At 64.5% G+C, this 22,079-nt stretch carries 24 protein-coding genes; 10 read left to right on the forward strand and 14 right to left on the reverse strand.

Going from position 1 to position 22,079, the window contains the following annotated elements:
• The first annotated feature begins 64 nt into the window (after window positions 1–64).
• From AB3L03_RS26365 to AB3L03_RS26375, 3 genes are read left to right on the forward strand one after another with little or no spacing between them, the layout of a single operon-like run.
• Entirely contained in the window at window positions 65–1,024 is a 960-nt protein-coding gene (locus AB3L03_RS26365) for an acyl-CoA desaturase (protein WP_368507247.1), read from the forward strand.
• 44 nt (window positions 1,025–1,068) lie between these two features.
• Entirely contained in the window at window positions 1,069–2,451 is a 1,383-nt protein-coding gene (locus AB3L03_RS26370) for an MBOAT family protein (protein ID WP_368507248.1), read from the forward strand.
• Between the two features lie 25 nt (window positions 2,452–2,476).
• On the forward strand, window positions 2,477–3,439 hold the full coding sequence (locus tag AB3L03_RS26375) for a hypothetical protein (RefSeq protein ID WP_018454260.1): 963 nt from the start codon (window positions 2,477–2,479) through the stop codon (window positions 3,437–3,439).
• 6 nt (window positions 3,440–3,445) lie between these two features.
• On the opposite strand, the gene AB3L03_RS26380 is transcribed toward AB3L03_RS26375, so the two are convergent.
• From AB3L03_RS26380 to AB3L03_RS26390, 3 genes are all read right to left on the reverse strand, one after another.
• Window positions 3,446–5,146 (reverse strand): fatty acyl-AMP ligase, encoded by a 1,701-nt coding sequence (locus AB3L03_RS26380; protein ID WP_368507249.1) that lies wholly within the window; start codon window positions 5,144–5,146, stop codon window positions 3,446–3,448.
• Between the two features lie 24 nt (window positions 5,147–5,170).
• Entirely contained in the window at window positions 5,171–5,425 is a 255-nt protein-coding gene (locus AB3L03_RS26385) for an acyl carrier protein (protein ID WP_018454262.1), read from the reverse strand.
• Between the two features lie 224 nt (window positions 5,426–5,649).
• Window positions 5,650–6,429 carry a L,D-transpeptidase gene (locus tag AB3L03_RS26390; RefSeq protein ID WP_368507250.1) on the reverse strand — a complete coding sequence of 260 codons (780 nt, stop codon included), beginning with the start codon at window positions 6,427–6,429 and terminating at the stop codon, window positions 5,650–5,652.
• A 333-nt stretch (window positions 6,430–6,762) separates the two neighbouring features.
• Here AB3L03_RS26390 and AB3L03_RS26395 point away from each other — a divergent pair, with 333 nt between their 5' ends.
• Entirely contained in the window at window positions 6,763–7,086 is a 324-nt protein-coding gene (locus AB3L03_RS26395; protein ID WP_085349135.1) for a hypothetical protein, read from the forward strand.
• A 47-nt stretch (window positions 7,087–7,133) separates the two neighbouring features.
• Here the strand turns inward: AB3L03_RS26395 and AB3L03_RS26400 are convergent, their stop codons facing one another.
• Both AB3L03_RS26400 and AB3L03_RS26405 read right to left on the reverse strand, forming a co-directional pair.
• The gene (locus AB3L03_RS26400) at window positions 7,134–7,895 is read right to left on the reverse strand and encodes an ABC transporter permease (protein WP_018454266.1); all 762 of its coding nucleotides are present in this window, start codon (window positions 7,893–7,895) and stop codon (window positions 7,134–7,136) included.
• On the reverse strand, window positions 7,892–8,815 hold the full coding sequence (locus tag AB3L03_RS26405) for an ABC transporter ATP-binding protein (protein ID WP_018454267.1): 924 nt from the start codon (window positions 8,813–8,815) through the stop codon (window positions 7,892–7,894). Before AB3L03_RS26405 ends, AB3L03_RS26400 begins: the two co-directional genes overlap by 4 nt.
• A gap of 280 nt (window positions 8,816–9,095) precedes the next feature.
• Between AB3L03_RS26405 and AB3L03_RS26410 the strand changes: the two genes are divergently transcribed.
• On the forward strand, window positions 9,096–9,809 hold the full coding sequence (locus AB3L03_RS26410) for a hypothetical protein (protein ID WP_018454268.1): 714 nt from the start codon (window positions 9,096–9,098) through the stop codon (window positions 9,807–9,809).
• A 413-nt stretch (window positions 9,810–10,222) separates the two neighbouring features.
• Window positions 10,223–11,212, forward strand: a complete 990-nt coding sequence (locus AB3L03_RS26415) for a putative zinc-binding metallopeptidase (protein WP_204512061.1) — start codon at window positions 10,223–10,225, stop codon at window positions 11,210–11,212.
• 22 nt (window positions 11,213–11,234) lie between these two features.
• Here AB3L03_RS26415 and AB3L03_RS26420 read toward each other — a convergent pair whose 3' ends face one another.
• Window positions 11,235–12,086, reverse strand: a complete 852-nt coding sequence (locus AB3L03_RS26420) for an alpha/beta fold hydrolase (RefSeq protein ID WP_368507251.1) — start codon at window positions 12,084–12,086, stop codon at window positions 11,235–11,237.
• Window positions 12,087–12,210: 124 nt separating this feature from the next.
• On the opposite strand from AB3L03_RS26420, the gene AB3L03_RS26425 reads away from it, so the two are divergent.
• Window positions 12,211–12,828 (forward strand): ABATE domain-containing protein, encoded by a 618-nt coding sequence (locus AB3L03_RS26425; RefSeq protein ID WP_368509079.1) that lies wholly within the window; start codon window positions 12,211–12,213, stop codon window positions 12,826–12,828.
• Between the two features lie 128 nt (window positions 12,829–12,956).
• A complete protein-coding gene (locus AB3L03_RS26430) occupies window positions 12,957–13,889 on the forward strand; it encodes a LysM peptidoglycan-binding domain-containing protein (protein WP_368507252.1) in 933 nt (310 codons plus the stop codon).
• A 336-nt stretch (window positions 13,890–14,225) separates the two neighbouring features.
• Here the strand turns inward: AB3L03_RS26430 and AB3L03_RS26435 are convergent, their stop codons facing one another.
• From AB3L03_RS26435 to AB3L03_RS26450, 4 genes are all read right to left on the reverse strand, one after another.
• On the reverse strand, window positions 14,226–14,465 hold the full coding sequence (locus AB3L03_RS26435; RefSeq protein ID WP_018454273.1) for a hypothetical protein: 240 nt from the start codon (window positions 14,463–14,465) through the stop codon (window positions 14,226–14,228).
• A gap of 26 nt (window positions 14,466–14,491) precedes the next feature.
• On the reverse strand, window positions 14,492–14,809 hold the full coding sequence (locus AB3L03_RS26440) for a hypothetical protein (protein WP_018454274.1): 318 nt from the start codon (window positions 14,807–14,809) through the stop codon (window positions 14,492–14,494).
• Window positions 14,810–14,926: 117 nt separating this feature from the next.
• A complete protein-coding gene (locus tag AB3L03_RS26445; RefSeq protein ID WP_018454275.1) occupies window positions 14,927–15,382 on the reverse strand; it encodes an Hsp20 family protein in 456 nt (151 codons plus the stop codon).
• A 199-nt stretch (window positions 15,383–15,581) separates the two neighbouring features.
• Window positions 15,582–16,655, reverse strand: a complete 1,074-nt coding sequence (locus AB3L03_RS26450; protein ID WP_018454276.1) for a tartrate dehydrogenase — start codon at window positions 16,653–16,655, stop codon at window positions 15,582–15,584.
• 134 nt (window positions 16,656–16,789) lie between these two features.
• Between AB3L03_RS26450 and AB3L03_RS26455 the strand changes: the two genes are divergently transcribed.
• The gene (locus AB3L03_RS26455; RefSeq protein WP_018454277.1) at window positions 16,790–17,707 is read left to right on the forward strand and encodes a LysR family transcriptional regulator; all 918 of its coding nucleotides are present in this window, start codon (window positions 16,790–16,792) and stop codon (window positions 17,705–17,707) included.
• 37 nt (window positions 17,708–17,744) lie between these two features.
• The gene (locus AB3L03_RS26460; protein WP_018454278.1) at window positions 17,745–18,569 is read left to right on the forward strand and encodes an aspartate dehydrogenase; all 825 of its coding nucleotides are present in this window, start codon (window positions 17,745–17,747) and stop codon (window positions 18,567–18,569) included.
• Between the two features lie 3 nt (window positions 18,570–18,572).
• Here the strand turns inward: AB3L03_RS26460 and AB3L03_RS26465 are convergent, their stop codons facing one another.
• The 4 genes from AB3L03_RS26465 to AB3L03_RS26480 form a co-directional block, all read right to left on the reverse strand.
• Complete coding sequence (locus AB3L03_RS26465) at window positions 18,573–19,877, reverse strand: sorbosone dehydrogenase family protein (protein WP_018454279.1); 1,305 nt, start codon at window positions 19,875–19,877, stop codon at window positions 18,573–18,575.
• Window positions 19,878–20,019: 142 nt separating this feature from the next.
• The gene (locus AB3L03_RS26470; RefSeq protein ID WP_368507253.1) at window positions 20,020–20,229 is read right to left on the reverse strand and encodes a hypothetical protein; all 210 of its coding nucleotides are present in this window, start codon (window positions 20,227–20,229) and stop codon (window positions 20,020–20,022) included.
• Window positions 20,230–20,372: 143 nt separating this feature from the next.
• A complete protein-coding gene (locus AB3L03_RS26475) occupies window positions 20,373–20,999 on the reverse strand; it encodes an isoprenylcysteine carboxylmethyltransferase family protein (RefSeq protein ID WP_007600907.1) in 627 nt (208 codons plus the stop codon).
• Between the two features lie 30 nt (window positions 21,000–21,029).
• Window positions 21,030–22,061, reverse strand: coding sequence for an NAD-dependent epimerase/dehydratase family protein (locus tag AB3L03_RS26480; protein WP_368507254.1), 1,032 nt, complete (start codon window positions 22,059–22,061; stop codon window positions 21,030–21,032).
• Between the last annotated feature and the right edge of the window lie 18 nt (window positions 22,062–22,079).

Here is a 22,079-nt window from a genome sequence, read left to right on the forward strand (position 1 = left end):
GGCGGCTTGGGTTGCGGCCGCCGCGGGGGTATGTACTCATGGTCGGCGCCCTGGAATCCCGCCCGTGCAGCAGCAACGCGATCATCGAATTATCCGCAGCCGGCATTTTCGCCGGATGCAGCGCCGGCATTTCATCATCTTCGACGTTTTGCCCTTCGCCGGCACGCTGCTGGCGCTGGTCCTTCTGTTCTACCGCCCGATCGGCGCGATGGAGCTCGGCCTGTTCGTCGGCTTTTGGCTGGTCACCGGCCTCGGCCTTACCGTCGGCTATCACCGGCTCTTCACCCACCGCGCCTTCGCGACCTCCACGGCGATGAGTGCGATCCTGGTCGTGATGGGATCGATGGCCGGCCGCGGCCCCATGCTGTCCTGGGCGGCAATGCACCGCCGGCACCACGAATTGTCCGATCACGACGGCGATCTGCATTCGCCGCGGCTGCACGGCGAGGGCCCATTCGGCCGCCTGCGCGGCTTCCTGCACGCGCATTTGACCTGGATGATCGCGCACGATTATCCCAATGTTGCGCACTATGTCCCGGACCTGATGGCGGATCGCAGGCTGGTTGCAGTCAACAGCTACTATTACAGTTGGGTCGGTCTCGGCCTGGTGCTGCCGGCCGCGATCGGCGGCCTCGCCACGATGAGCCCGTGGGGCGCACTGACCGGCTTGCTCTGGGGCGGCGTGGTGCGCATGTTCGTGGTCGAGCAGACCATGTCGGCCATCAACTCCGTGATGCACAGCTTTGGCGCGCAGCCGTTCGTCACCCGCGACGACAACAGCCGCAATCTCGGCGTGGTGGCCTGGCTTGCCTGGGGCGAGGGCTGGCACAACAACCACCACGCCTTTCCCTATTCCGCGGCCTTCGGCTTGCGCTGGTTCGAGTTCGATCCGGGCTTTGTCTTCATCAGGGCGCTGGAAGCGCTGGGACTGGCCTGGGACGTCAAGGTGCCGAGCGAGGAGAAGATTGCGCGACGCATGCTGCGGCAGCCGGGTGACGCTGCGCCCGACCTCGAAACGGGCTGAGCATCATCGCCGGCTCACGCCGGCGATGGCGCGGCTGTGAACCGATGCTGTTCAACGACTATCCCTTTCTCCTGGTCTTCCTGCCCGCGGCGCTGCTGATCTATCGCTTGGCCGACCCCTATCCGGGCTTGCGCATCGGCGTGCAGGTCGCGCTGTCGCTCGCCTTCTATGCCTGGGGTAGTCCGTCCTTCATCCTGCTCCTGATCGGCTCGATCGCGATCAACTGGCTCGCCTCGGTTGCCTATGGGCGCGTGAAATGGCCGGTGCTGCTGACGCTGGTGATCGGGCTCGATCTCGCGGTGCTGGCGCTGTTCAAATACGCCAACTTCGTTCTCGCTAATCTGGGTCTCGTGCTCGGTGCGACGCTGCCGGTGCTCGACGTCGGGCTGCCGCTCGGCATCTCCTTCTTCACCTTCCATCACATCATGTATCTGGTCGACCTGAAGCGCGGCAGGGCGCCGCTCTATGCGTTCGACCGCTATGCGCTCTACATCGCCTTCTTCCCGCAGGCGATCGCCGGCCCCCTGGCGCGCTGGTCGGAGGTGATGCATCAGTTCGGCAGGCAGGTCTACGTTCCGGGCTGGCAGCGTCAGTTCTGCATCGCCACCTGCTTCATCGCGATCGGCCTGTTCGAGAAAATCTTGATCGCCGACGGCCTCGCGCATCTGCTCGATCCCATCTACGCGCAGGCCGCGAACGGGCCGCTCGCGGGCGGTGACGCCTGGCTCGCCTTCTGCTTCTCCTTCCAGATCCTGTTCGATTTCTCCGGCTATTCCGACATCGCGATCGGCCTCGGCCTGCTGTTCGGCGTGCAGCTGCCGTACAATTTCGATGCGCCGCTGCGCTCGACCAACATCCAGGATTTCTGGCAGCGCTGGCACATCACCCTGATGCTGTTCCTGCGCGATTACGTGTTTTATCCGCTGGTCAATCTGCGCCTGCTGCCGCGGCGCTGGCTGCCGGTGCAGTTTTTCGGCGCGATGATGATCACGATGGCGCTGTGTGGCCTCTGGCACGGCGCGAGCTGGACCTTCGTGCTGTGGGGCGTGCTGCACGGGCTTGCGCTGGTCGCCTGCACGCTGTGGCGTCGCTATGGCCCGGAGTTCCCGTCATGGCTCGGCTGGGCGCTTACCGTGCTGTTCGTGCTCGCGAGCGGCGTGATCTTTCGTGCGGGATCGGTGGAGGCGGCCTGGCATGTCTTCGCCGGACTGGCTTCGCCGCTCCCGCTCGAGCGCGGAAAGCATTTGTGGCCGCTAATCGCAGCGCCGCTGTTCGCCTTCCTGCTGCCGGCGAGCCAGGACATCGTGGCGGTGCTCACGCGCCGTCCCAATCCGTGGCTCGCGGGTCTGCTCGGTCTTGGGCTATTCGCATTGCTGCTTCACATGGGTGGTCGGGATCTCCATGAGTTCGTCTACTTCAAGTTCTGAGACCGATCCCGGCTGGGGCCGGAGCTTGCTGGCGTGTCTGGGCACGCTGATCGGGGCTGCGCTGCTGGTGCTCGCACTGATGGTGGCGGTCGATCCCTATGACAGCGGCAAGCTCGGCCTGCTTGGCATCGACGGCGTCGATAATCGTCTGACCAAAATCACGGCCGCGAGCCGCGCGCGGGATCCGGATTTCAATGCCGCGATCCTGGGTAATTCGACGGCGCAGATGATCGAGCCGGCGGAATTGTCGCGCGCAACCGGCCTGCGATTCGTGCAGCTCTACATGACCGGTGCGTTCCCCCGCCAGGAACTCGCGGTGCTGGACTTCTTCCTGCGGAATCACCGGGAGGTCGGCGCACTGGTGATCGTGACTGACCCTGGCTGGTGCACGCATGCACGGGCGAAGGAGGAGGGCGGCGTCCCATTCCCCGACTGGCTCTATGACAGAACCGTCGTCACTTACGCTGCACGCCTGATCTCCTGGCAGGCCATCGAGCACGCCTTTCAACGCATCAGCATCGGCCTTGGCCGGCGACCAAGGATGAACCCCGACGGCTTTGTCAGCTACGAGGACATCTGGCCGCCGGGCCAATTCAAAGAAGTCGGCTGGCCCAGGGATCCGGCGCCGGCCTCGTCTGCCGAGATGCGGGCGACATTTCCCGAGATCGCTGCGCTGGCAGATATCGTCAGGGCATTGCCGGCCGATGTGCCCGTCGTCATCATCGTGCCGCCGACCTTGGCGACCACCGTGCCGAAGCCCGGTACGGAAGCCGCCTTGGAGCGCAGCGCCTGCGATGCCGCGCTGAAGAAAGTGGTCGCGGGCCGACCGCGCAGCAATTTCATCAGCTATCGCGTCGACAACGATCTCACGCGCGACCGCGCCAATTTTGCCGACTTCATCCATTATCGCCCAATTCTCGCGCGCAAGATCGAGCAGGGGATCGATGCGAGCCTGCGCGATGGGGAGAGCGCGAAGATCGATTTCTGAATCGTCTCAGCCGAGCTGTTCGAACCCGCCATCGAGCCAGAGCTTGCGTGCCAGCTTGCGCTGGATCTTGCCGCTGGTGGTCTTCGGCAGCGTGCCGGGCCGGATCAGCGCGATGTGACGCGCGGAGAGTTCGTGGTTGTCGGCGACGGCCTCGCGAATTCGGCCCTTGATCGCTTCGGTGTCGATCGAGTGGCGCGCGGTGCGCTCGATTTCCTGGACGATGACGAGCATTTCTTCGCCGGTCTCGTCCGGCACCGAGAACGCCGCGCCGCAGTTTTCGCGCAAAGCTCCATCGAGCGATTGCACCGTGCGCTCCACGTCCTGCGGATAATGGTTGATGCCACGGATGATGATGAGGTCCTTGATCCGTCCCGTGACGAACAATTCGCCTGTGACGTCGATGAAGCCGAGGTCGCCGGTGCGCAGCCACGCTCCGTCTTCGCCGGCAATCTGCGCATTGAGCCCCTCGCGCGTCGCCTCGTCGTTGCGCCAATAGGCGCGGGCAATATTGGCCCCACTCACCCATATCTCACCGACGCGGTCCGCGGGCAGCCGCGTGCGTTTGTCCGCGTCCACGATGGCGATCCGTTCGCCGGTGAGCGGGCGCCCGCAGCCGACGGCGACCTGTGTATCTTCGGCGTCGGAAGGCGCCTGCGCCGCATGCGCCTGCAGCGCCGTGCGGCTCACGCTGCGTGTGACATGACCGCCGCCACGGCGTCCGCCGGAAATCAGGAGCGTCGCTTCCGCCATTCCGTAGGCGGGATACATTGCGCGCGGATCGAAGCCGTGGGGCGCAAATGTCTGGATGAACCGCTCGATGGTTTCCGCATGCACCGGTTCTGCGCCGTTCAGTGCGATCCTGAGCGAGGACAGCTCGATGCCTTCCATCTGGTCGGCGCGATAGCGGCTGACGCAGAAATCGAAGCCGAAGTTCGGGCTGCATGCCACTTCCGCGCGATAACGCGCGATCGCGCGCAGCCAGCCGAGCGGCCGCTGCATGAACGCGTTCGGCGCCATCAGTACGCAGGTCGCGCCGACATAGAGCGCTTGCAGCGCGTTCAGGATCAGCCCCATGTCGTGATAGAGCGGCACCCAATTGACGTAAGTCGATTGCCGGCTGTTGCCGAGCGCGAGCCGGATCATCTCGAGATTGGCGAGCAGATTGGCGTGGCTCACCATTACGCCTTTGGGCGCGGACGTCGAGCCGGAGGTGTATTGCAGGAAGGCGATGTCGTCCGGCGCCGGCTCGGGTAGTTCGATTGTCTCACCTTCGGCCGCGGCGAGATCGACCTCGATCCAGCGAATGTGCTCATGCGCGAAGCGTGCCCGCAAATCACCGCGGAGCGCGACGGCCGAATTGGTCAGCGCCACCGCCGGCGTGCAATTGGCGAGGATCGCGGCGCTGGCATCGCGCGCGCCGTTTCGCCGCGGCATCATCATCGGCACGGCGATGATGCCGGCCATCAGACAGCCGAAGAACGCCACCATGAATTCGATGCCGGGCGGAAACACCAGGATGGCGCGATCGCCGGGACGCGCGGCCACGGTCAGTCGCGACGCGAGCGCGCCCGCGGCATCGTGCAGCTGTCGAAAGCTGAGGACAGCGTCCTCCGTCCCGCGATCGGAGACGAAGACATAGGCGCGGTCGTCGGCCTGCTCCGCCGCACGCCGGGCCAGCAATGCCACGAGCGAGCGGAAGGTTTCCATGGGTTGCGCCGACTTCAACCGCCCTCAGGCGGCGGGGCGGATTGCGCGCTTGTCGGCGAGAAACCGCGACAACGCCTCAACGGTCGGATGGTCGTAGAAGTCGTCCGTCGACAGCTCGAGGTCGAGCTTCTCCTCGAGTTCCATCATCAGGTAGACCAGCATCGCCGAATCGAGGCCGAGGCGGCTGAATTTCGTGCCGATATCGACGCGGTCGCTCGAAATTCGCAGGATATTTGCCAGGGCGGTAACGCAGAAATCCGAAATCTGCTCGCGTGTCATGTCATGTCCCAGAAACAATGGGAACGACAATAGGGGCGACCCCCTGGTTGTCAATTTGGTCGGAACGCCGCCGCGTTGAAGGTTGTGGACTGTTGCTTCCTTGCGTCGGCCGGTGCCCAATCCGTGCACGGGCTGGCGCCATTTCCTGCGGTCGATTGCGGCAAGCGCCCGTCGCGGCAGCGGCTTCCTGATTCGCTGGCGCGGCAACGCCGCGTTCAAGTAGGTCAGTTCTGGTAGTAATAGCCACGCGGTTGGTAAACCTGCCGGGGCTGCGGCTGATAGTAGGTGCCCTGCTGGCCGTAGCCCTGATTGTAGTATTGCTGCGGCTGCGGCTGATAGACCTGCGCGTCATAGAGCGGGCGGCTGCCGCGCGGCGCGGGGTAGCGCGCGCCGGTGTCGCTGCCGTCGGCCGGATAGATGTAGTTGTCGTCTTGCGGCATGTAGCGGCGGGCAGGTGCGGCCTGAGGCGTCAGGTTCACGGGATCGCCTGATGTGGCGTACTGCTCTTCGGCGGGCTGCAGCGCGCGGGCCACTGCCGTGGGATTGCGGCCACGCGGATTGCGGGCGAGCGCCACCTGCGCCGAGCCGGTCAGCGTTACCGTGGTGTTGAGCACGCCCTGCTGCTGCACCAGCGCGTAGAGCGTGGTGGCATTCTGGCGCGACAGCCGCACGCAGCCATGCGAGGCGGGCGTGCCGAGCCGGCCGACCGAGTCGGTGCCGTGGATGGCGTGCCCGACCTTGGTGAAGAAGATCGCGTGCGGCATCGGCGCGTCGTCGAATTCCTTGGAATAGTGATCCTCTTCCATGCGGAAGGCGCGGAACGCGCCGTTCGGCGTCTCCCGCGAGGGGATGCCTGTCGACACCGGCCAGTGGTAGCGCGCGACGCCGTCGACGGCGACGGTCATCTGCTGATTGTCCTTGTCGACGGTGATGTCGACCTTGGCCTGCGCGGCGCCCGCGCTCAAAAGCATCAGGGAGGTGAAAGCAATAAAAAACGAACGCATCTGACTCGTGGCCTCCGGCCTGTTCATACTAGGCGCCGCGGCTCTCCGTCCCCCCGGCGTGCATTATGCCTGCAATCGCGCTTTCGTTCCAGCGGCCTGCAAAGCAAACCTTATTGCCATCGTTAACGGGACGCCCGGCGTAAGCAAGGCCGCTTTGTGCCGCAAAGCGAGCGGCAGCGCTGACATTTTCGCGAGCGGGAGATGCGTTCACAACGCCGACAATTCATCACAATGGTGCAACCATCCGGGGCGCAACCATTTGGCCGCATCGGCGTTGACGATCGCTGCCTCGACCGGCCGCTTCCGCGGCCGGTTTTACCTTTGGGAATGAAGATGAACAAAGTCTGCGTCGCCGCCGCTTCTCGGCCGGCTGGTCTGCCTTTCCGTGTGCTCTTCGCTGGCGCCGCCGTTCTGGCCGCGCTGTCCTGCGTCCCCCAGCCTGGCCATGCCCAAGGCATCGTTCGGGGCGCCCAGGAAGGTTCTTATGAAGGCAACCGGATCGCCGGCCCCGTCGGCGGCGTGGTTGGGGGCGCGGTCGGCGCCGGTGTCGGCGGTGCCGTCGGCGCGGTCGAGGGGGTGTTCGGCATTCCCCATCGCGGCCACCGTCGGTGTCGCGGCTATTACGACGGATACAACCGCTTCCACTGCTATCGGTAGAGCTTGCGATTCCGGGGCGCGCGCGTGCCCCCGGAATGACGGCCGGATCAGTTCTTCAACCGATATCCCGTGCGGAAAATCCACCAGATCACGACCAGGCAGATCACCAGGAACGCCGTTGTCATGCCGATGCTGACGGCCATGCTGACGTCCGCGATCTCGTAGAAGCTCCAGCGGAAGCCGGAGATCAGATAGACGACCGGATTGAGCAGCGCCACCGTGCGCCAGGCGGGCGGCAGCATGTCGATGGAATAGAAGCTGCCGCCGAGGAAGGTCAACGGCGTCACCACCAGCATCGGGATCATCTGCAGCTTTTCGAATCCGTCGGCCCAGATGCCGATGATGAAGCCGAACAGGCTGAACGTCACCGCCGTCAGCACAAGGAAGGCCAGCATCCAGACCGGATGATGGATGTGCAGCGGCACGAACAGGCCAGCCGTGGCGAGGATGATCAGGCCGAGGATGATCGATTTGGTCGCGGCCGCGCCGACATAGCCGAGCACGATCTCGAAATAGGAGATCGGCGCCGACAGGATCTCGTAGATCGTGCCGGTGAATTTCGGGAAGTAGATGCCGAACGAGGCGTTGGCGATGCTCTGCGTCAGCACCGAGAGCATGATCAGGCCCGGCACGATGAAGGTGCCGTAGCTGACGCCCTCGACCTGGCTGATGCGCGAGCCGATCGCGGCGCCGAACACCACGAAATACAGCGAGGTCGAGACCACCGGCGAGACGATGCTTTGCAGCAGCGTGCGCCAGGTGCGCGCCATTTCGAACAGGTAGATGGCGCGGACAGCGCGGTAGTTCATGACGCCCTCACGAGATCGACGAAGATGTCCTCGAGCGACGATTGCGTCGTGTCGAGATCGTTGAAGCGGATGCCGGCTGTACGGAGATCGCCGAGCAGGCTGGTGATGCCGGTGCGCTCGCCCTTGGTGTCGTAGTCGTAGACCAGCGTCGCGCCGCCGTCGCAGAGGTCGAGCTCGTAATGCCTGAGGCTCTCCGGCAGCGCATCGAGCTTGCCTTGCAGATGCAGCGTCAGCCGCTTCTTGCCGAGCTTCTGCATCAAGGTGGCCTTGTCCTCGATCAGCACGATCTCGCCCTTGTTGATGACGCCGATGCGGTCGGCCATCTCCTCGGCTTCCTCGATGTAATGCGTGGTCAGGATGATGGTGACGCCGGATTGCTGGAGCGTGCGCACCACCTCCCACATGCCCTTGCGCAGTTCGACGTCGACCCCGGCGGTCGGCTCGTCCAGGAACAGGATCTGCGGCTCGTGCGACAGCGCTTTGGCGATCATCACGCGACGCTTCATGCCGCCGGAGAGCGTGATGATCTTGCTGTCCTTCTTGTCCCACAGCGAGAGGTCTTTCAGCACCTTCTCGATATGATCGGGGTTCTTCGGCTTGCCGAACAGCCCGCGGGAGAAGCTCACGGTCGCCCACACGCTCTCGAAGGCATCGGTGTGCAATTCCTGCGGCACCAGCCCGATCAGCGAGCGCGCCTTGCGATAGGAGGTCTGGATGTTCTCGCCGCCGACGAGGACCTTGCCTTCGCTCGGATTGGCAATGCCGCAGATGATCGAGATCAGCGTGGTCTTGCCGGCGCCGTTGGGGCCGAGCAAGGCGAAGATTTCGCCGCGCGTGATGTCGAGATTGACGTTCTTGAGCGCCTTGAAGCCGGACCCATAGGTCTTCGACAAATTGGCGACGGAAATGATGGAGGACATGATGGCCGCAAGTCTGAGGGGCTAAGGCTGGGGAGGGGAGGCTGGAACCTACCGGGAGGGGCGGGTCAGCGGAGCCCTGACATAGGAAGGCCCTTGCGCGGCTGCAATTAGCGGGAGAAAAATGGCCTCGAAACAGCTCCTTCCCTGGCAGGTTTCGGGCAAGTGTTGCGCGATGGTCACGGCTTGATGCTAAGATCGTCGTTCACGCGGCTCTTTGTTGCGTCTGCGAGCAGGCCATGGCTACGATTCCGGCCGAAGCATATTCCCAGGGAAAAGATCGATGAGACCGAACGGCCGTCACACCGCTGGCGTCAGCCAGTTGTCCGCCCTCCGTGCCTGGGCGATGGGCCTGCTCCTGCTGTCAGCTGTTGCCATCAGCCCGACCACCGCCAAGGCGGCGCCAAGCCAGGCTGCCGTCGCGACCACGCATGTCTACCTGCTCCGCGGCGTGCTCAACATCTTCTCGCTCGGGCTCGACACGATCGGCGCCCGGCTCCAGGCGCAGGGCATCCCGGTGACCGTGGCGAATTTCGTGTCCTGGTCCTCGCTCGCGGATGAGGCCGCGACCGCCTACAAGGCCGGCCGGCTCAAGACCATCGTACTGGTCGGGCACTCCTCCGGCGCGACTGCGCTGCCAGACATGATCGCCAAGCTCAACCGTCTCGGCGTGCCCGTGAAACTCGCGATCGGGCTCGACTCCGTGTTCAAGACCAAGCTGTCGACCGGCGCGGAGCGCTACATCAACATCTATATCGGCGACGGCCCCGGCGAGCCGGTGAAGCGCGCGGACGGTTTTCGCGGCAAGCTCGACAATGTCGACGTCCGCGGCTCCGGCGTCGGCCACATCTCGATCGACAAGAACGAAGCGATCCAGCGCCGCGTGATTGCCGAGATCGACGCCGCAATCATGCGCTCGCGCGCACCGGCTCCGGTTGCCGAACCCGGCGCGCCCAGGTCGGCGCGCTCGGCGGCGGCAACGGCTCCCCGGAATTAAGCCGTTCGCCGCAAGCAGGTGAATTGACAATGCCGCCGTCACGCCGACGGCGGCATTGTCGTATCTGCACAAGCCAAGCTCGATCACCCGCCGGTCGAGGAAGGGAACTCGGCGTACGATCTGGTGTTGTTACAGCATGACAAGCGGACGAAACGTCGGCCCCATGGCGGTTCAGCCCGAGCGGATATGGGCCGGTCGGCCTGTTTCCGAAAATGTCCTTGAGAAAAAGCCGCAGCCTCAATCGAGCCAGTTGAGCGCGACGCGAGCCGGCTTGTTAAGACAGCACGCGCTGCGGACGCAGCGTGCGTTGCTCGCCGGCAACAGCGACGGCCGCAAGAGTTCCTCGAAGTGCAAGAGTTCCTCGAATTGACAGGCCGGCCTTCCGGTGTGCCGTCTGTCTGGGGCCAGTCCACGTGAAGATCTTTCAGTGCCCGTCATGCCGCCATCCTGTCTCGTTCGAGCACATCGCGTGCGCGAATTGCAGCACTGAGCTGGCGTTCGACTCCTCGCGCATCGAGATGACTAGGCTTGCATCCCATCAATCTTGCCGTAACCGCGAGATCATCGGCTGCAACTGGTGTGTCGAGGGCGCGGACTGGTATTGCGGCTCGTGCCGCCTCACGCGCACAATTCCAAACCTCGGCAGCACCAGAAACATCATGCTCTGGCGCCTTATGGAGGAAGCCAAGCGCCGTCTTCTCTATGATCTCAGTCGCCTCAAGCTTCCGCTCGCATCGCGCAACGGCGCAGAATTGGCTTTCGACATTCTTTCGGACGAGGTCGGTCCGATCGTGACGGGGCATCTCTCGGGCCTGATCACGCTCAACCTTGCGGAGGCCGACGATGTCGAACGAGAATCTCGCCGCGTGGCGTTCCGGGAGCCGTACCGCACGCTGCTCGGGCATTTCCGGCACGAGATCGGTCACTTCTATTGGGACCTGCTCGTCGACGGCACGACATTCCAGGCCCCGTTCAAGCTGATCTTCGGTGACCAGGCGCAGGACTATCAGGCCGCGATCAACTCCTATTACAGCCGCGCCGATCGTTCATACGACCGAAGCGGCTTCATCAGCGAGTACGCCACGTCCCACCCCTGGGAGGATTGGGCGGAAACGTTCGCGCATTTCCTGCATATCGTGTCGACGCTCGACTCGCTGGCAGGTTTGCCGTTGGCGCTGGACGAGCGCGCCCGGCAGACCCTGACGGATCCCTATCTCGAGAGCGACTTCGAGGCACTCCTGGCACTGTGGATGCCGCTTGCTCGCAGCATCAACGAACTCAACCGCTCGCTCGGGATGAGCGATGCGTATCCCTTCGACATATCGCCGGCGGTCAAAGGCAAGCTGCATCTCGTCCATATGGCGATCAGCGCATTCCGCGCTCAGCAGAGCCTGGCGGCGTAACTCTCGCGGAGGACAGCCCCCGTTACGTCAGGAAGGTACGAATGCTGTCCGCGATTTCCTTCGCGTGCGTCTCCAGCGCGAAATGACCGGTGTCAAAGAACTGCACCACGGCGTTCGGATTATCGCGCTTGAACGCTTCGGCGCCGGGCGGAATAAAGAATGGGTCGTTCTTGCCCCAGACCGCGAGGAACGGCGGCGTGTGCTTGCGGAAATAGTCCTGGAAGGCCGGATAGAGCGCGACGTTGCTCTTGTAGTCGCCGAACAGGTCGAGCTGCACGTCGTCCGAGCCCGGGCGCGCAAGGTAGAAATTGTCGAGGTTCTGGCCGTCCGGTGACACGGTCATCGGATCGGGGACGCCATGCGTGTACTGCCAGCGCGTCGCTTCCGGCGTGAGGAGCGCGCGTAGCGCGTCGCGATTGGCCGGCGACGGATCCTGCCAATAGGTCTTGAGCGGAGTCCAGTCGTCGCTGAGCCCTTCCTCGTAGGCGTTGCCGTTCTGTGAGATGATTGCCGTGATCCGCTCGGGGTGACTGAGCGCAAGCCGGAAACCAGTCGGCGCGCCGTAATCGAAAACGTAGACCGCGAAACGGTCGAAGCCGATCATTTCGGTGAAGCGTTCGATCACGCGCGCGAAATTGTCGAACGTGTAACGGAAGCTTTCGCGCGAAGGCATGTCGGATTGGCCGAAGCCGGGAAGGTCGGGCGCCACGATATGAAACCTGTCCGCCAGCAGCGGGATGAGGTCACGAAACATGTGGCCTGCGCTGGGGAAGCCGTGCAGCAGCAGGAGTTTTGGCGCTCCGACACGACCGGCCTCGCGATAGAACCCCTTGAAGCCCTCGACATCCGCGGTGCGGTACGCGATTGCGGCCATGACATTCTCCATCTTAGTAACCACTAAATTGCCTAATAATAGGTTACGTTCCCTTACCGTAACTTGTCAACGTCTTTCTATCAGGTTATCTGAGTCCATGCTCCCGACCGGCCAAGGACCGCTCATGGACCGCCCGCCCGCCATGTTCATCGCCGACTCTCTCGGCCTCGACTTCCTCAACTCGGTGGCGACGCCGTTCGATACGCCGGTCGACTGGATCGATGATGGTCATGGCCTGATCGACTGGCTGGCGCAGGCGAAGCTGGTGCCCGCGGATGATCTGCACGCGCTGACGGCGCGCGCCACGCCGGACGAGCTGGACAAGGTTGCGGATCAGGCGCGCGCCTTGCGCGAATGGTTCAGGGGCTTCGTGCGCAAGCATGCAGGCCGACCGCTCACGACGGATGCATTGCGCGAGCTCGATCCGTTGAACAGCCTGCTGGAGCGCGACGAAGCGTTCAGCCGGATCGAGCCGGGCCATGCCGATGGCGGCGCTCTGGCATTGCCAATGAGGCGGCGCTGGCGATCGCCGGAGGCGCTATTGCTGCCGGTTGGCGAGGCCATGGCGAAGTTCGTTTGCGACGAGGATTTTTCGAACGTCAAGGCGTGCGAGGGGCACAACTGCACCATGCTGTTCGCTGACCACACGCGCAGACGCGCGCGACGATGGTGCATCATGGCGGTCTGCGGCAACCGCGCGAAACAGGCCGCACACCGCAGCAGGCTCAAGAGCATGCAGTGATTGGGGGGCGAGATGCTGGAATGAGCGCGGATCGAGCCCCGGTTCCGTGCCCCAAATTCCACCCAATCGACCGTCACTAAGCGCCTTTGGGGGAGGCTGCAGCCTCCCGGAGTGGGACTGCTGGACTGATGATCGATTTGAGGCGACTTCTCGCGCTGGCAGCCGTTGCGCTGCTCGCCTTGAGCACCGGGACGACCGCTGCCTCACCTGCCAAGACGAAGCCCGTCGCGGCCGCACCCGCCGCGCCGCCGCCCCCACCGTTCGAGCCATTGCCGCCGCCGAAGATCTACCTGTTCCGTGGCGCCATGGGGCCGTTCTTCTCCACCGGCATGGACCGGCTCGAAGAGAAGCTGACGCAGGCCGGCTTTTCGGCCAACGTCTATGAATTCACCATCTGCCGATGGATCGGCGATCGTGCGATCTCCAGCTACAAGGAAGCGCCGGCGCCGATCGTGCTGATGGGGCATTCGATGGGCGGGCTTTGCTCGATCGTCATCTCCGAGATGGCGGCCAAGGAGAACATCCCGATCAGCCTCGTCATCACCATCGATCCCGCGCATGCGACCGGCGACGTGCCGCTCAATGTCGAGCGCTTCATCAACATCTATCTCTCCGACAGCGTGCTTGGCGGCGGCAACGTGGTCGCGGTGCCGGGCTATCGCGGTCACTATGCGAGCTATGACCTGAAGGAGAACGCGCGGGTCAGCCACATCAACATCGAGAAGTCCGACGACATCCACCGTCAGATCGTCGACATGGTCACGCAGTTGCCGCGCATTCCGCCCCAGACGCAGGTGGATGCCGTGCCGCTGCGTTATCTCGTGCCGGCGAATACGCTGGTCGAATTGTGGGACAGTGGCGTGCGGCTACCGGTGCGCCGCGGCGACACCATGGAGAGCATCGCGGCAGCCAATCGCGTGCCGCTGTGGTCGCTGGCGCAGAGCAACTCGCTGCCGGAGAACGCGACGCTCACCCCCGGCCAGTCCATCATCGTTCCACGCCACCTGACGCCGCCGGAGCCGACAGCCGCTATGGCGAACCCGCCGCCGGGACGGCGGTAAGCAGTCAGCAACGGAGATGGTCGGGATGGGCTGATGCAGGCACCATCCCTCGCGGCACCTGTCATTCACGCATCTTGTGCCGCGGCAGCCATCTTGATGCGGGTGTCGCCAAGGAGGAGCGAGCCGTGGCGGAAGCCCGGCCCGCCGGGCGATAGGGCGCGGCGAGAAGCATCATAAACAAGGCCCTGTCAGCCGCATATTTGGCAGCGGGTCGGCCATTTTCGAAGCCGTGCATGACCAGGCGTCCTTCCGTCGTGCAGACACGCCATCGCCATGTCCTTCGACCGCACTTCTTCAGGAACACTTCGAATGTCGGGAGGTGTTCGGGCATGTCGATCACCCGTGCCGGCTCGCCGTCAGGCGCGTGGTGGCGTTCCCCATCGCCCGGCTCGGAGCCTGAAAGGTGAGCGGAAAGGCGGAGACGGCGAGCTTCTCGATCGCCGAGCGCTCCTCGGACACACGTCTCTCGATGAACCGCCGTTCGAACTCGGTCAGCTCGGTCTTGAGCAACCGCTGATAGCGGCTGATGTTGCTGCGGTGGCCGCGCAACAAGGCCAGCTCTTCATCAAGCATCATCGCAATCCCCGTTGAGCTGTCGTTGCCTAGGCTGCGAGGCCGGTTCGTTCGACGGATCGCGTGCGGACCGGCTTGCCGCCCGGAGGGCCCTTCGGATGGTGGTCGAGGCTCGCGAGCGCTTCCAGAATTTCGTCGATGGTGACGGCTTTGTCCGAGCCGGGCAGCTCCCGCAATGTCGGGCTCGAGGCGACACTGGCTGCGTCCGAAGCCCAGGACGCGAGGATCGCGCGCTTCTCGCCGATCGACAAAGTTGGATCGGCTATGACGTCGCGGGGATGATCATAGACGGAGCCAGGGTGCAATATCGCGTTCAGATCGATGATGTTGTCGGCATGATCGAGCATGAGAGGTCCTCCTCCTTTCTCTAAAACCTCTGACTTGCATTCGGGTACGCGATCGAAGGCCATGGCCGATCCCGCCCGACGATCGGGCGGGATCACCGGGTCTCCGACAGACCGAATTCAGGCGGCTTTGCCCTCGAGTTGATGCACGTTGCCGGACGGCGCGGCATTGATGGCAATCCGCCGCGGCTTCATGGCTTCAGGGATTTCTCGGACCAGTTCGATCTTGAGCAAGCCGTTCTCGAACGAGGCGCTGTGCACCTGAACATACTCGGCCAGGTTAAACTGCCGCTTGAACGGTCGCGCGGAAATGCCCCGGTAGAGATACTCGCGTTCGGTTCTGTCCGGCTTGTTTCCCTCGACGGTCACCGCATTCTGCTCGGCCGTCACCGCGACCTCGTTGGGTGAGAAACCCGCAATCGCAAGCGAAATCTGGTAGCGATCCTCGCCGAGACGTTCGATGTTGTAGGGAGGATAGTTGTCCTCGCCGGCACGCTGTGCCGTTTCAACGAGGTCGAAAAGGCGGTCGAAGCCAACGGTCGAACGCCACAAGGGAGAGAAGTCGTAAGTGCGCATAGCCAGATCCTCCAAGGAGCAAAATGGATACGAACGACACCGGACACGACCGGTGCCCGTCTCAGCTTCCCGACCCTACAGGCGTCGGGAACACCACCTCTCGGCGGCAGCGGAAAAATAAAAAAAGCCCGTTTTGGTTTCAAGAGGGGGGCTCAAAATTTTTCGGAAACCCTGGCGCCTCCCGCTGACGTAGCTCGGATTACACGTTCGATCCGTGGATCGCTTCGATCACGGCATCGGTCACGTCCTTCGTCGTCGCCTTGCCGCCGACATCGGGCGTCAGCACGCCGGCCGCGCAGACGCGCTCCACCGCCGCCATCAACCGCACCGCCGCGTCCTTCTCGCCCAGATGCTCCAGCATCTGTGCGCCGGTCCAGAACGTCGCGACCGGGTTGGCGATGCCCTTGCCGGTGATGTCGAAGGCCGAGCCGTGGATCGGCTCGAACATCGAGGGGAAGCGGCGCTGCGGGTCGATATTGGCGGTTGGCGCGACGCCGAGGCTGCCCGCCAGCGCCCCGGCGAGGTCGGAGAGGATGTCGGCGTGCAAATTGGTCGCGACAATGGTGTCGAGGCTCTTCGGATGCAGCGTCATGCGCACCGTCATGGCGTCGACCAGCATCTTGTCCCAGGTCACATCGGGGAATTCGGCCGCGACTTCGGCGGCGATCTCGTCCCACATCACCATGCCATGGCGCTGCGCGTTCGACTTGGTCACCACGGTCAGGAACTTGCGCGGGCGCGACCGCGCCAGCTCGAACGCGTAGCGCATGATCCGCGTCACGCCGACGCGGGTGAACACCGCGACCTCGGTGCCGACCTCTTCGGGGAGACCCCTGTGGGCGCGGCCGCCCATGCCGGCATATTCGCCCTCGGAATTCTCGCGCACGATCACCCAGTCGAGGTCGCCGACGCCGACATTGCGCAGCGGCGAGGCGACGCCCGGCAAGATCTTGGTCGGCCGCACATTGGCGTATTGGTCAAAGCCCTGGCAGATCGGCAGCCGCAGGCCCCACAGCGTGATGTGATCGGGCACGTCGGGCACACCGACCGCGCCGAAATAGATCGCGTCGAATTTCTTGAGCTCCGCGAGACCGTCGGCCGGCATCATCACGCCGTGCTTCTTGTAATAGTCCGAACCCCAGTCGAAGGTCTTGATGTTGAAGGCGAGGTCACCGCTGCGGTTGGCCAGCGCCTCCAGCACGCGGACGCCGGCGGAGATGACCTCGGGGCCGATGCCGTCCGCCGGTATCGCTGCAATCGAATGGGTACGCATGAAGGGCTCCGTCCAGATGTCGGTGGGGTTGCGTAACGCTAGCGAACCTAGGCGGGGAAGGGGCCGGGACTCAATCGGCGCTGGTTTATACAAAAAAATGATATAATCCCGTCACAGGATCAGAGGACCGGTGGATGGAATTGCATCAGTTGCGATGCTTCGTGGCGGCGGCCGAGCAGTTGCATTTCGGCCGCGCGGCGCAGCATCTCCAGATGCTGCCCTCCGCGCTCGGCCGCCAGATCAGGCTGCTGGAGCAGGATCTGGGCACGCGGCTGTTCGCGCGGACGACGCGTGCGGTGTCGCTGACGGAAGATGGCGTGACGCTGCTGCGTGATGCCCGTGCCATCCTCGCCCGCGTCGAGGCGGTCGAGACCAACCTGCGCAATCGCGCGCGCGCGGGGGCTGCTCGAAAACTCCGGGTCGGCGCCATCGACAGTGCCGCGGCGGGGCTGTTACCGGCGCTGCTGCGCGATTTTCGCGCAAAGCATCCCGATATCGCAGTGCAGCTCCTGGAAGAGAAGACCGTCCGGCTGCTGCCGAAGATCCTGACCGGCGCGCTCGATCTTGCCTTCGTGCGTCCACCGGCTCAGCGGGACAAGCGGCTCGAATTCCGCGATCTGCTGCAGGAAACAGCCATCGTGGCCTTCCCGCAGCGCCACGCGCTGGCCAAACGCAAGTCGATCACGCCGGCGGAGATCGCCGAGGAGGCGATGCTGGTGCCGGATCGTCGCTCGCGGCCGCACAGCCACGACCTCACGATAAGACTATTCGAGCAGGCAGGCCTCACGCCGCGCGTCGTGCAGGTCGCCGACGAGAAGCAGACCATCATCAATCTCGTCGCAACCAGGCTCGGGGTCGCGATCGTGCCGCGCTGGACCATGCGGATGGCGGTGTCAGGCGTGCGCTTCGTGCCGCTGCGGCCAAAGCAGATCGGGCCCGTCGGCCGGCTGCCGCTCGCTGCCGCATGGCTGCGCGGCTCGCGCGACCCCGCCCGCGACGCAATGCTCTCCGTGCTCGAGACGCGCCTGCGCAGCTATGCGCGCGACGCCTGAGGCGCTATGACATCGACTTGGCGAGAGGGGTGATGCGATGGCTGAACGGACAGCTTCGAACGAATTGCGGGTTGCCGTCGCGGGGCTCGGCTCGATCGGCACCAAGATCGCGACCGCGCTCGATCAGGGCATCGAGGGATTGACGCTCTCCGCCGTGGCGGTGCGCGATCCTGCAAAGCATCAGAAATTGCTCGGCAGCCTGCGTCGTCCGCCATCCCTACTGCCGCTCGACCAGCTCGGCGACGCCGCCGATATCGTGGTGGAGTGCGCGCCGAGCAGCCAACTCCGCGCGATCGTCGAGCCCGCGGTGAAACGCGGCAGGGCCGCGGTCGTTGTCAGCGTCGGTGGGCTGCTCGACAATTTTGATCTCGTCGATCTCGCCCGGGCCAATGGCGGCCGCATCCTCGTGCCGACCGGCGCGCTGATCGGGCTCGACGCCGTCAACGCCGCCGCGATCGGCACAATTCACTCGGTGAAGATGGTGACGCGCAAGCCGATCGACGGCTTGAAGGGCGCGCCGTTCATCGTCCAGAACAACATCGATATCGACAATCTGCGCGAGCCGCTCAAGCTGTTCGAGGGGACCGCGCGAGAGGCAGCGAAAGGCTTTCCGGCCAATCTCAACGTCGCGGTCGCGCTGTCGCTCGCGGGCGTCGGGCCGGATCGCACCCAGGTGCAAATCTGGGCCGACCCGACTGTGACGCGCAATGTTCACCGCATCGAGGTCGAGGCGGATTCGGCGCGCTTCTCGATGTCAATCGAGAACATCCCCTCCGAGAATCCCAAGACCGGGTTGATCACGGCGCTGTCGGTGATCGCGCTGCTCCGCAAGCAGCGCGCCACGTTGTGTGTGGGGACGTAACTTTCAAGCGCCCGTCACGCGCCAGATCACGTTGCCGACGTCGTCGGCCATCAGCAGCGATTTCTTGTCGGGACCGATCACGACGCCGACCGGACGGCCGTAGGATTCTTTCTCGTCCGGCGCGAGGAAGCCGGACAGGATGTCGCGTGCTGGACCCGAAGGCTTTCCGTTCTCGAACGGGATGAACACAAGCTTGTAGCCGGACAGCGTGCTGCGATTCCACGAGCCGTGCTGGCCGATCGCCATGCCGTCGGGGAAGCCCGGCAGCGTGCCCGCGGGCATCCAGCACAGGCCGAGCGAGGCGGTGTGGCCGCCGAGCGCGTAGTCAGGCGTGAGTGCCTTGGCGACCATCGCCGGATCCTGCGGCACGCGGTCATCCACCGTCTTGCCCCAGTAGCAATAGGGCCAGCCGTAGAACCCGCCGTCGCGTACCGAGGTCAGGTAGTCCGGCGGCGTTTCGTCGCCGAGGCCGTCGCGCTCGTTGACGACGGTCCAGAGCACACCGGTCGTCGGCTCCCAGGCGAGACCAACCGGGTTCCGCAGGCCGGCGGCGAAGATGCGGTGCGTACCGGCGACGAGGTCGAGCTCGTAGACCGCGGCGCGGCCTTCCTCGACCTCCATGCCCATCTCGCCGATGTTGCTGAGCGAGCCGACGCCGGCATAGAGTTTCTTGCCGTCGGGGCTTGCGAGCAGGCTGCGGGTCCAGTGGCCGCTCGGCTTGAAAGTGGTGAGGCGCTTGCCCGGCGCGGTGATGCGATCGGCATTCGCCACGTACGGGAAGGCCATCACGCCGTCGGTGTTGCCGACATAGAAGGTGTCGCCGACCAGCGCCATGCCGAACGGCTGGCTGAGGTTTTCCATGAACGCGCCGCGATACTCCGCGACGCCGTCGCCATCCTTGTCGCGCAGCAGCGTGATGCGGTTGGCGCTGACGCCGAGCGCGGCGGCGCGCCGCATCGTCGCTTGCATTGCGTAGTGAAACACGGACCGCGGCGCCCCCGCGATCTGCGTCGCCTCCGCGATCAGCACGTCGCCATTGGGCAGCACCTCGATCCAGCGCGGATGGTCGAGGCCGGTCGCGAACGCATTGACCTTGAGCCCGGGTGCGACCGTCGGCTTCTGTCCTTCGCTCCAGCCCCGCGCCGTCGGCATCTTCAGTGTCGGAATGGCGCCTTGCGGTTTTGCTTCGGGAATCGCGGGCGACTGGCCCCAGGCCGGCGCAGGCACGGTGCCTGACAGCTTCCGCCATTGCAGCGCGATGCCGCCGAGAAGCGCAACGAACTGCGCAAAGATGCTGGAAAACGTCATGAGAAGCCCCTGTTTGCGGGCGCATCCAACGGGCTGGCGGGGCAGACGTCAACCTGTGCGATGGGCCGCGGGGCTCTATTCCCGTGGAATGGCAGCCGTTCGAATTTGCATGGGACGAATGCCGGCAAGCGGGGCCCGGAGATCAGTGGCCGATCTGCCGCTCTGCCCGGCGCGCCGCGCGAAAATCATCCAGATGACGGATGTTCGGCGCGAGCGCGGCCTCCCTGGACAGGAGATGATAGACACGCGCCACGGTGCGCTGCTTCTGCTTCGGCCGCCCCGGCGGCAGCGCCCGCGCCTTGCGGACGGCGGCGATCGCGTGCTCGCGAAAATAATCGTAGGCGTCGGACATGGCTCGATGCTCTGCGGTCAGTGGCAGGTATCGAGAGGCTAACAGGCTGGAGGGAAGGCAGTTCCTCTCGCTGTCGTCCCGGCCTAGTGCGCAATTGCGCACGGGGGCCGGGACGACAGCGAATGTGGGCGCGTCCGCCGCTCTCAGCGCGGCGACAGGAACGGGATGATCATCGGCACGCGGCGGCAATAGGCGCCGTAGGCGTCTTCGCCGAGCTCCTTGGACAGGAACACTTCTTCCATCCGGCCCTTCTGCCACATGCCGAGCGAGATCAGGATCGCGCCGAGCATCGCGGTTACCGTGCCGACCGCGATGCCGGTCACCAGCATGCCGAGGATCAGGCCGGTGTAGATCGGATGGCGTACGATGCCGTACGGGCCGGTGTCGATGACGCGGTGGTCTTGCTTGTGGGTGATGGTGTTGGACCAGAATTGTCCGAGATGCAGCCGTCCCCACCAGGTGAAGGAGATGCCGGCCAGCACGATCAGCGCCACCACGTAGACAGCTGTATTGCTGAACACCCAGAGCGGCTTCTCGCCGAGCACTTCCGCGGTCCATGGCGTGAACAGGATGCCGCCGACCAGGATCGGGATGCGATAGCGGCCGGACTCCAGCGTCATTACCTGCTTCTGGGTGCGGCCCTGCCAGAACGAGGCGCCGACCCAGCTTGCGAGCCAGGCGAGCCAGATCAGGGCGAGCAGTTGCGTCGGCCAAGTCGTGGTCCAACCACCCCAGGCGACAGAGAGAAGCTTGCTGAAATCGAAGGACATGCGGAAAGGTTCTTTGGGTTGGGCGGCAGCTCAGCTGGCGCGCGAGGAGAGCGCGTGATGCTCGATGGCGCCGGAGGCAAGCGCCCCGCCGCGGGCGAGAAGATGGGTGATGGTTTCGCGCAGGACCGGCTCGATCGGGCGCGGCGCGTAGCCGAGTTCGGTGCGCGCCTTGCTGATCGAGAGGTCGCTCGCGGCGAGCGCAATGCGCACGCCCTCGGCGGTGCCGTTGGGCGGCCTGCGCGTGATGCGGTCAGAGAGATATTCGAGCATGATGCCGGACAGCTCGGCCATCTTGCCGGGAACGACGACCGGGAATTGCCGGCGGCCGCTCATCGCGGACATCATCCGCAGAATCTGGCCGAGCCTGACGCAGTCGCCGCCGAGGATGTAGCGCTGGCCGTTACGCCCGCGTTCCATGGTCAGCACGAGGCCTATGGCAACGTCGCGAACGTCGACGAGATTGACCGGGAAGTCGAGATGCGGCTGCACTTTCTTCTGCAGGAAGTACCACAGCATCGCAGTCGGCGGCGTCAGATTGTGGTCGGCAGCACCGATCGGCATGGTCGGGGTGCCGATCACCAGCGGAAAACCTTCAGCTGCGGCCTTCGCGGCGCAATGCTCGGCCAGCGATTTCGACCGCGTGTAGGCGCCCGGCATCGCATCGGCCGGCTGCAGCGCCTCTTCGGCGGGAACACCGTTGAGGTCGGAATAGGGGAATAGGATCGATTCCGTCGAGCAGTGCAGAAAGCGCGAGACCCCGCGCTTCATCGCGGCCGCGAGCACGATCTCGGTGCCGCGGCAATTGACGTCGTGAAAGGCCTGCTTGTCGGCGACCCACATGCCGGGCAGGCCCGCGAGGTGATAGACCTGATCGACCCCAGCAATCGCGGCATCGACCGCGGCACCGTCGAGCACCGAGCCTTGGGCATATTCAACGTCGGCATACGGCGCGGCAGGCGCACGGACGTCGAGAACACGCACCCGCTGCCCACGGGCGCGGAGCGCTTCTACAAGATGATGTCCGATGAAGCCGCTGCCACCGGTAACCAGTACGAGAGCCATGCAGTAGGTTTGCTGTTT

Origin of the sequence: Bradyrhizobium lupini, assembly GCF_040939785.1 — a bacterium.
GTDB classification, from domain to species: Bacteria; Pseudomonadota; Alphaproteobacteria; order Rhizobiales; family Xanthobacteraceae; genus Bradyrhizobium; species Bradyrhizobium canariense_D.

Bases quoted from the DNA above. Each gene is read 5' to 3' on its own strand.
- AB3L03_RS26430 (WP_368507252.1), top strand. From the start codon at position 12,957: ATGATCGATTTGAGGCGACTTCTCGCGCTGGCAGCCGTTGCGCTGCTC.
- AB3L03_RS26400 (WP_018454266.1), bottom strand. From the start codon at position 7,895: ATGAACTACCGCGCTGTCCGCGCCATCTACCTGTTCGAAATGGCGCGC.
- AB3L03_RS26480 (WP_368507254.1), bottom strand. From the start codon at position 22,061: ATGGCTCTCGTACTGGTTACCGGTGGCAGCGGCTTCATCGGACATCAT.
- AB3L03_RS26405 (WP_018454267.1), bottom strand. From the start codon at position 8,815: ATGTCCTCCATCATTTCCGTCGCCAATTTGTCGAAGACCTATGGGTCC.
- AB3L03_RS26475 (WP_007600907.1), bottom strand. From the start codon at position 20,999: ATGTCCTTCGATTTCAGCAAGCTTCTCTCTGTCGCCTGGGGTGGTTGG.
- AB3L03_RS26395 (WP_085349135.1), top strand. From the start codon at position 6,763: ATGAACAAAGTCTGCGTCGCCGCCGCTTCTCGGCCGGCTGGTCTGCCT.
- AB3L03_RS26425 (WP_368509079.1), top strand. From the start codon at position 12,211: ATGGACCGCCCGCCCGCCATGTTCATCGCCGACTCTCTCGGCCTCGAC.
- AB3L03_RS26470 (WP_368507253.1), bottom strand. From the start codon at position 20,229: ATGTCCGACGCCTACGATTATTTTCGCGAGCACGCGATCGCCGCCGTC.
- AB3L03_RS26460 (WP_018454278.1), top strand. From the start codon at position 17,745: ATGGCTGAACGGACAGCTTCGAACGAATTGCGGGTTGCCGTCGCGGGG.
- AB3L03_RS26435 (WP_018454273.1), bottom strand. From the start codon at position 14,465: ATGATGCTTGATGAAGAGCTGGCCTTGTTGCGCGGCCACCGCAGCAAC.
- AB3L03_RS26390 (WP_368507250.1), bottom strand. From the start codon at position 6,429: ATGCGTTCGTTTTTTATTGCTTTCACCTCCCTGATGCTTTTGAGCGCG.
- AB3L03_RS26380 (WP_368507249.1), bottom strand. From the start codon at position 5,146: ATGGAAACCTTCCGCTCGCTCGTGGCATTGCTGGCCCGGCGTGCGGCG.
- AB3L03_RS26445 (WP_018454275.1), bottom strand. From the start codon at position 15,382: ATGCGCACTTACGACTTCTCTCCCTTGTGGCGTTCGACCGTTGGCTTC.
- AB3L03_RS26385 (WP_018454262.1), bottom strand. From the start codon at position 5,425: ATGACACGCGAGCAGATTTCGGATTTCTGCGTTACCGCCCTGGCAAAT.
- AB3L03_RS26440 (WP_018454274.1), bottom strand. From the start codon at position 14,809: ATGCTCGATCATGCCGACAACATCATCGATCTGAACGCGATATTGCAC.
- AB3L03_RS26410 (WP_018454268.1), top strand. From the start codon at position 9,096: ATGAGACCGAACGGCCGTCACACCGCTGGCGTCAGCCAGTTGTCCGCC.
- AB3L03_RS26450 (WP_018454276.1), bottom strand. From the start codon at position 16,655: ATGCGTACCCATTCGATTGCAGCGATACCGGCGGACGGCATCGGCCCC.
- AB3L03_RS26465 (WP_018454279.1), bottom strand. From the start codon at position 19,877: ATGACGTTTTCCAGCATCTTTGCGCAGTTCGTTGCGCTTCTCGGCGGC.
- AB3L03_RS26455 (WP_018454277.1), top strand. From the start codon at position 16,790: ATGGAATTGCATCAGTTGCGATGCTTCGTGGCGGCGGCCGAGCAGTTG.
- AB3L03_RS26420 (WP_368507251.1), bottom strand. From the start codon at position 12,086: ATGGCCGCAATCGCGTACCGCACCGCGGATGTCGAGGGCTTCAAGGGG.
- AB3L03_RS26370 (WP_368507248.1), top strand. From the start codon at position 1,069: ATGCTGTTCAACGACTATCCCTTTCTCCTGGTCTTCCTGCCCGCGGCG.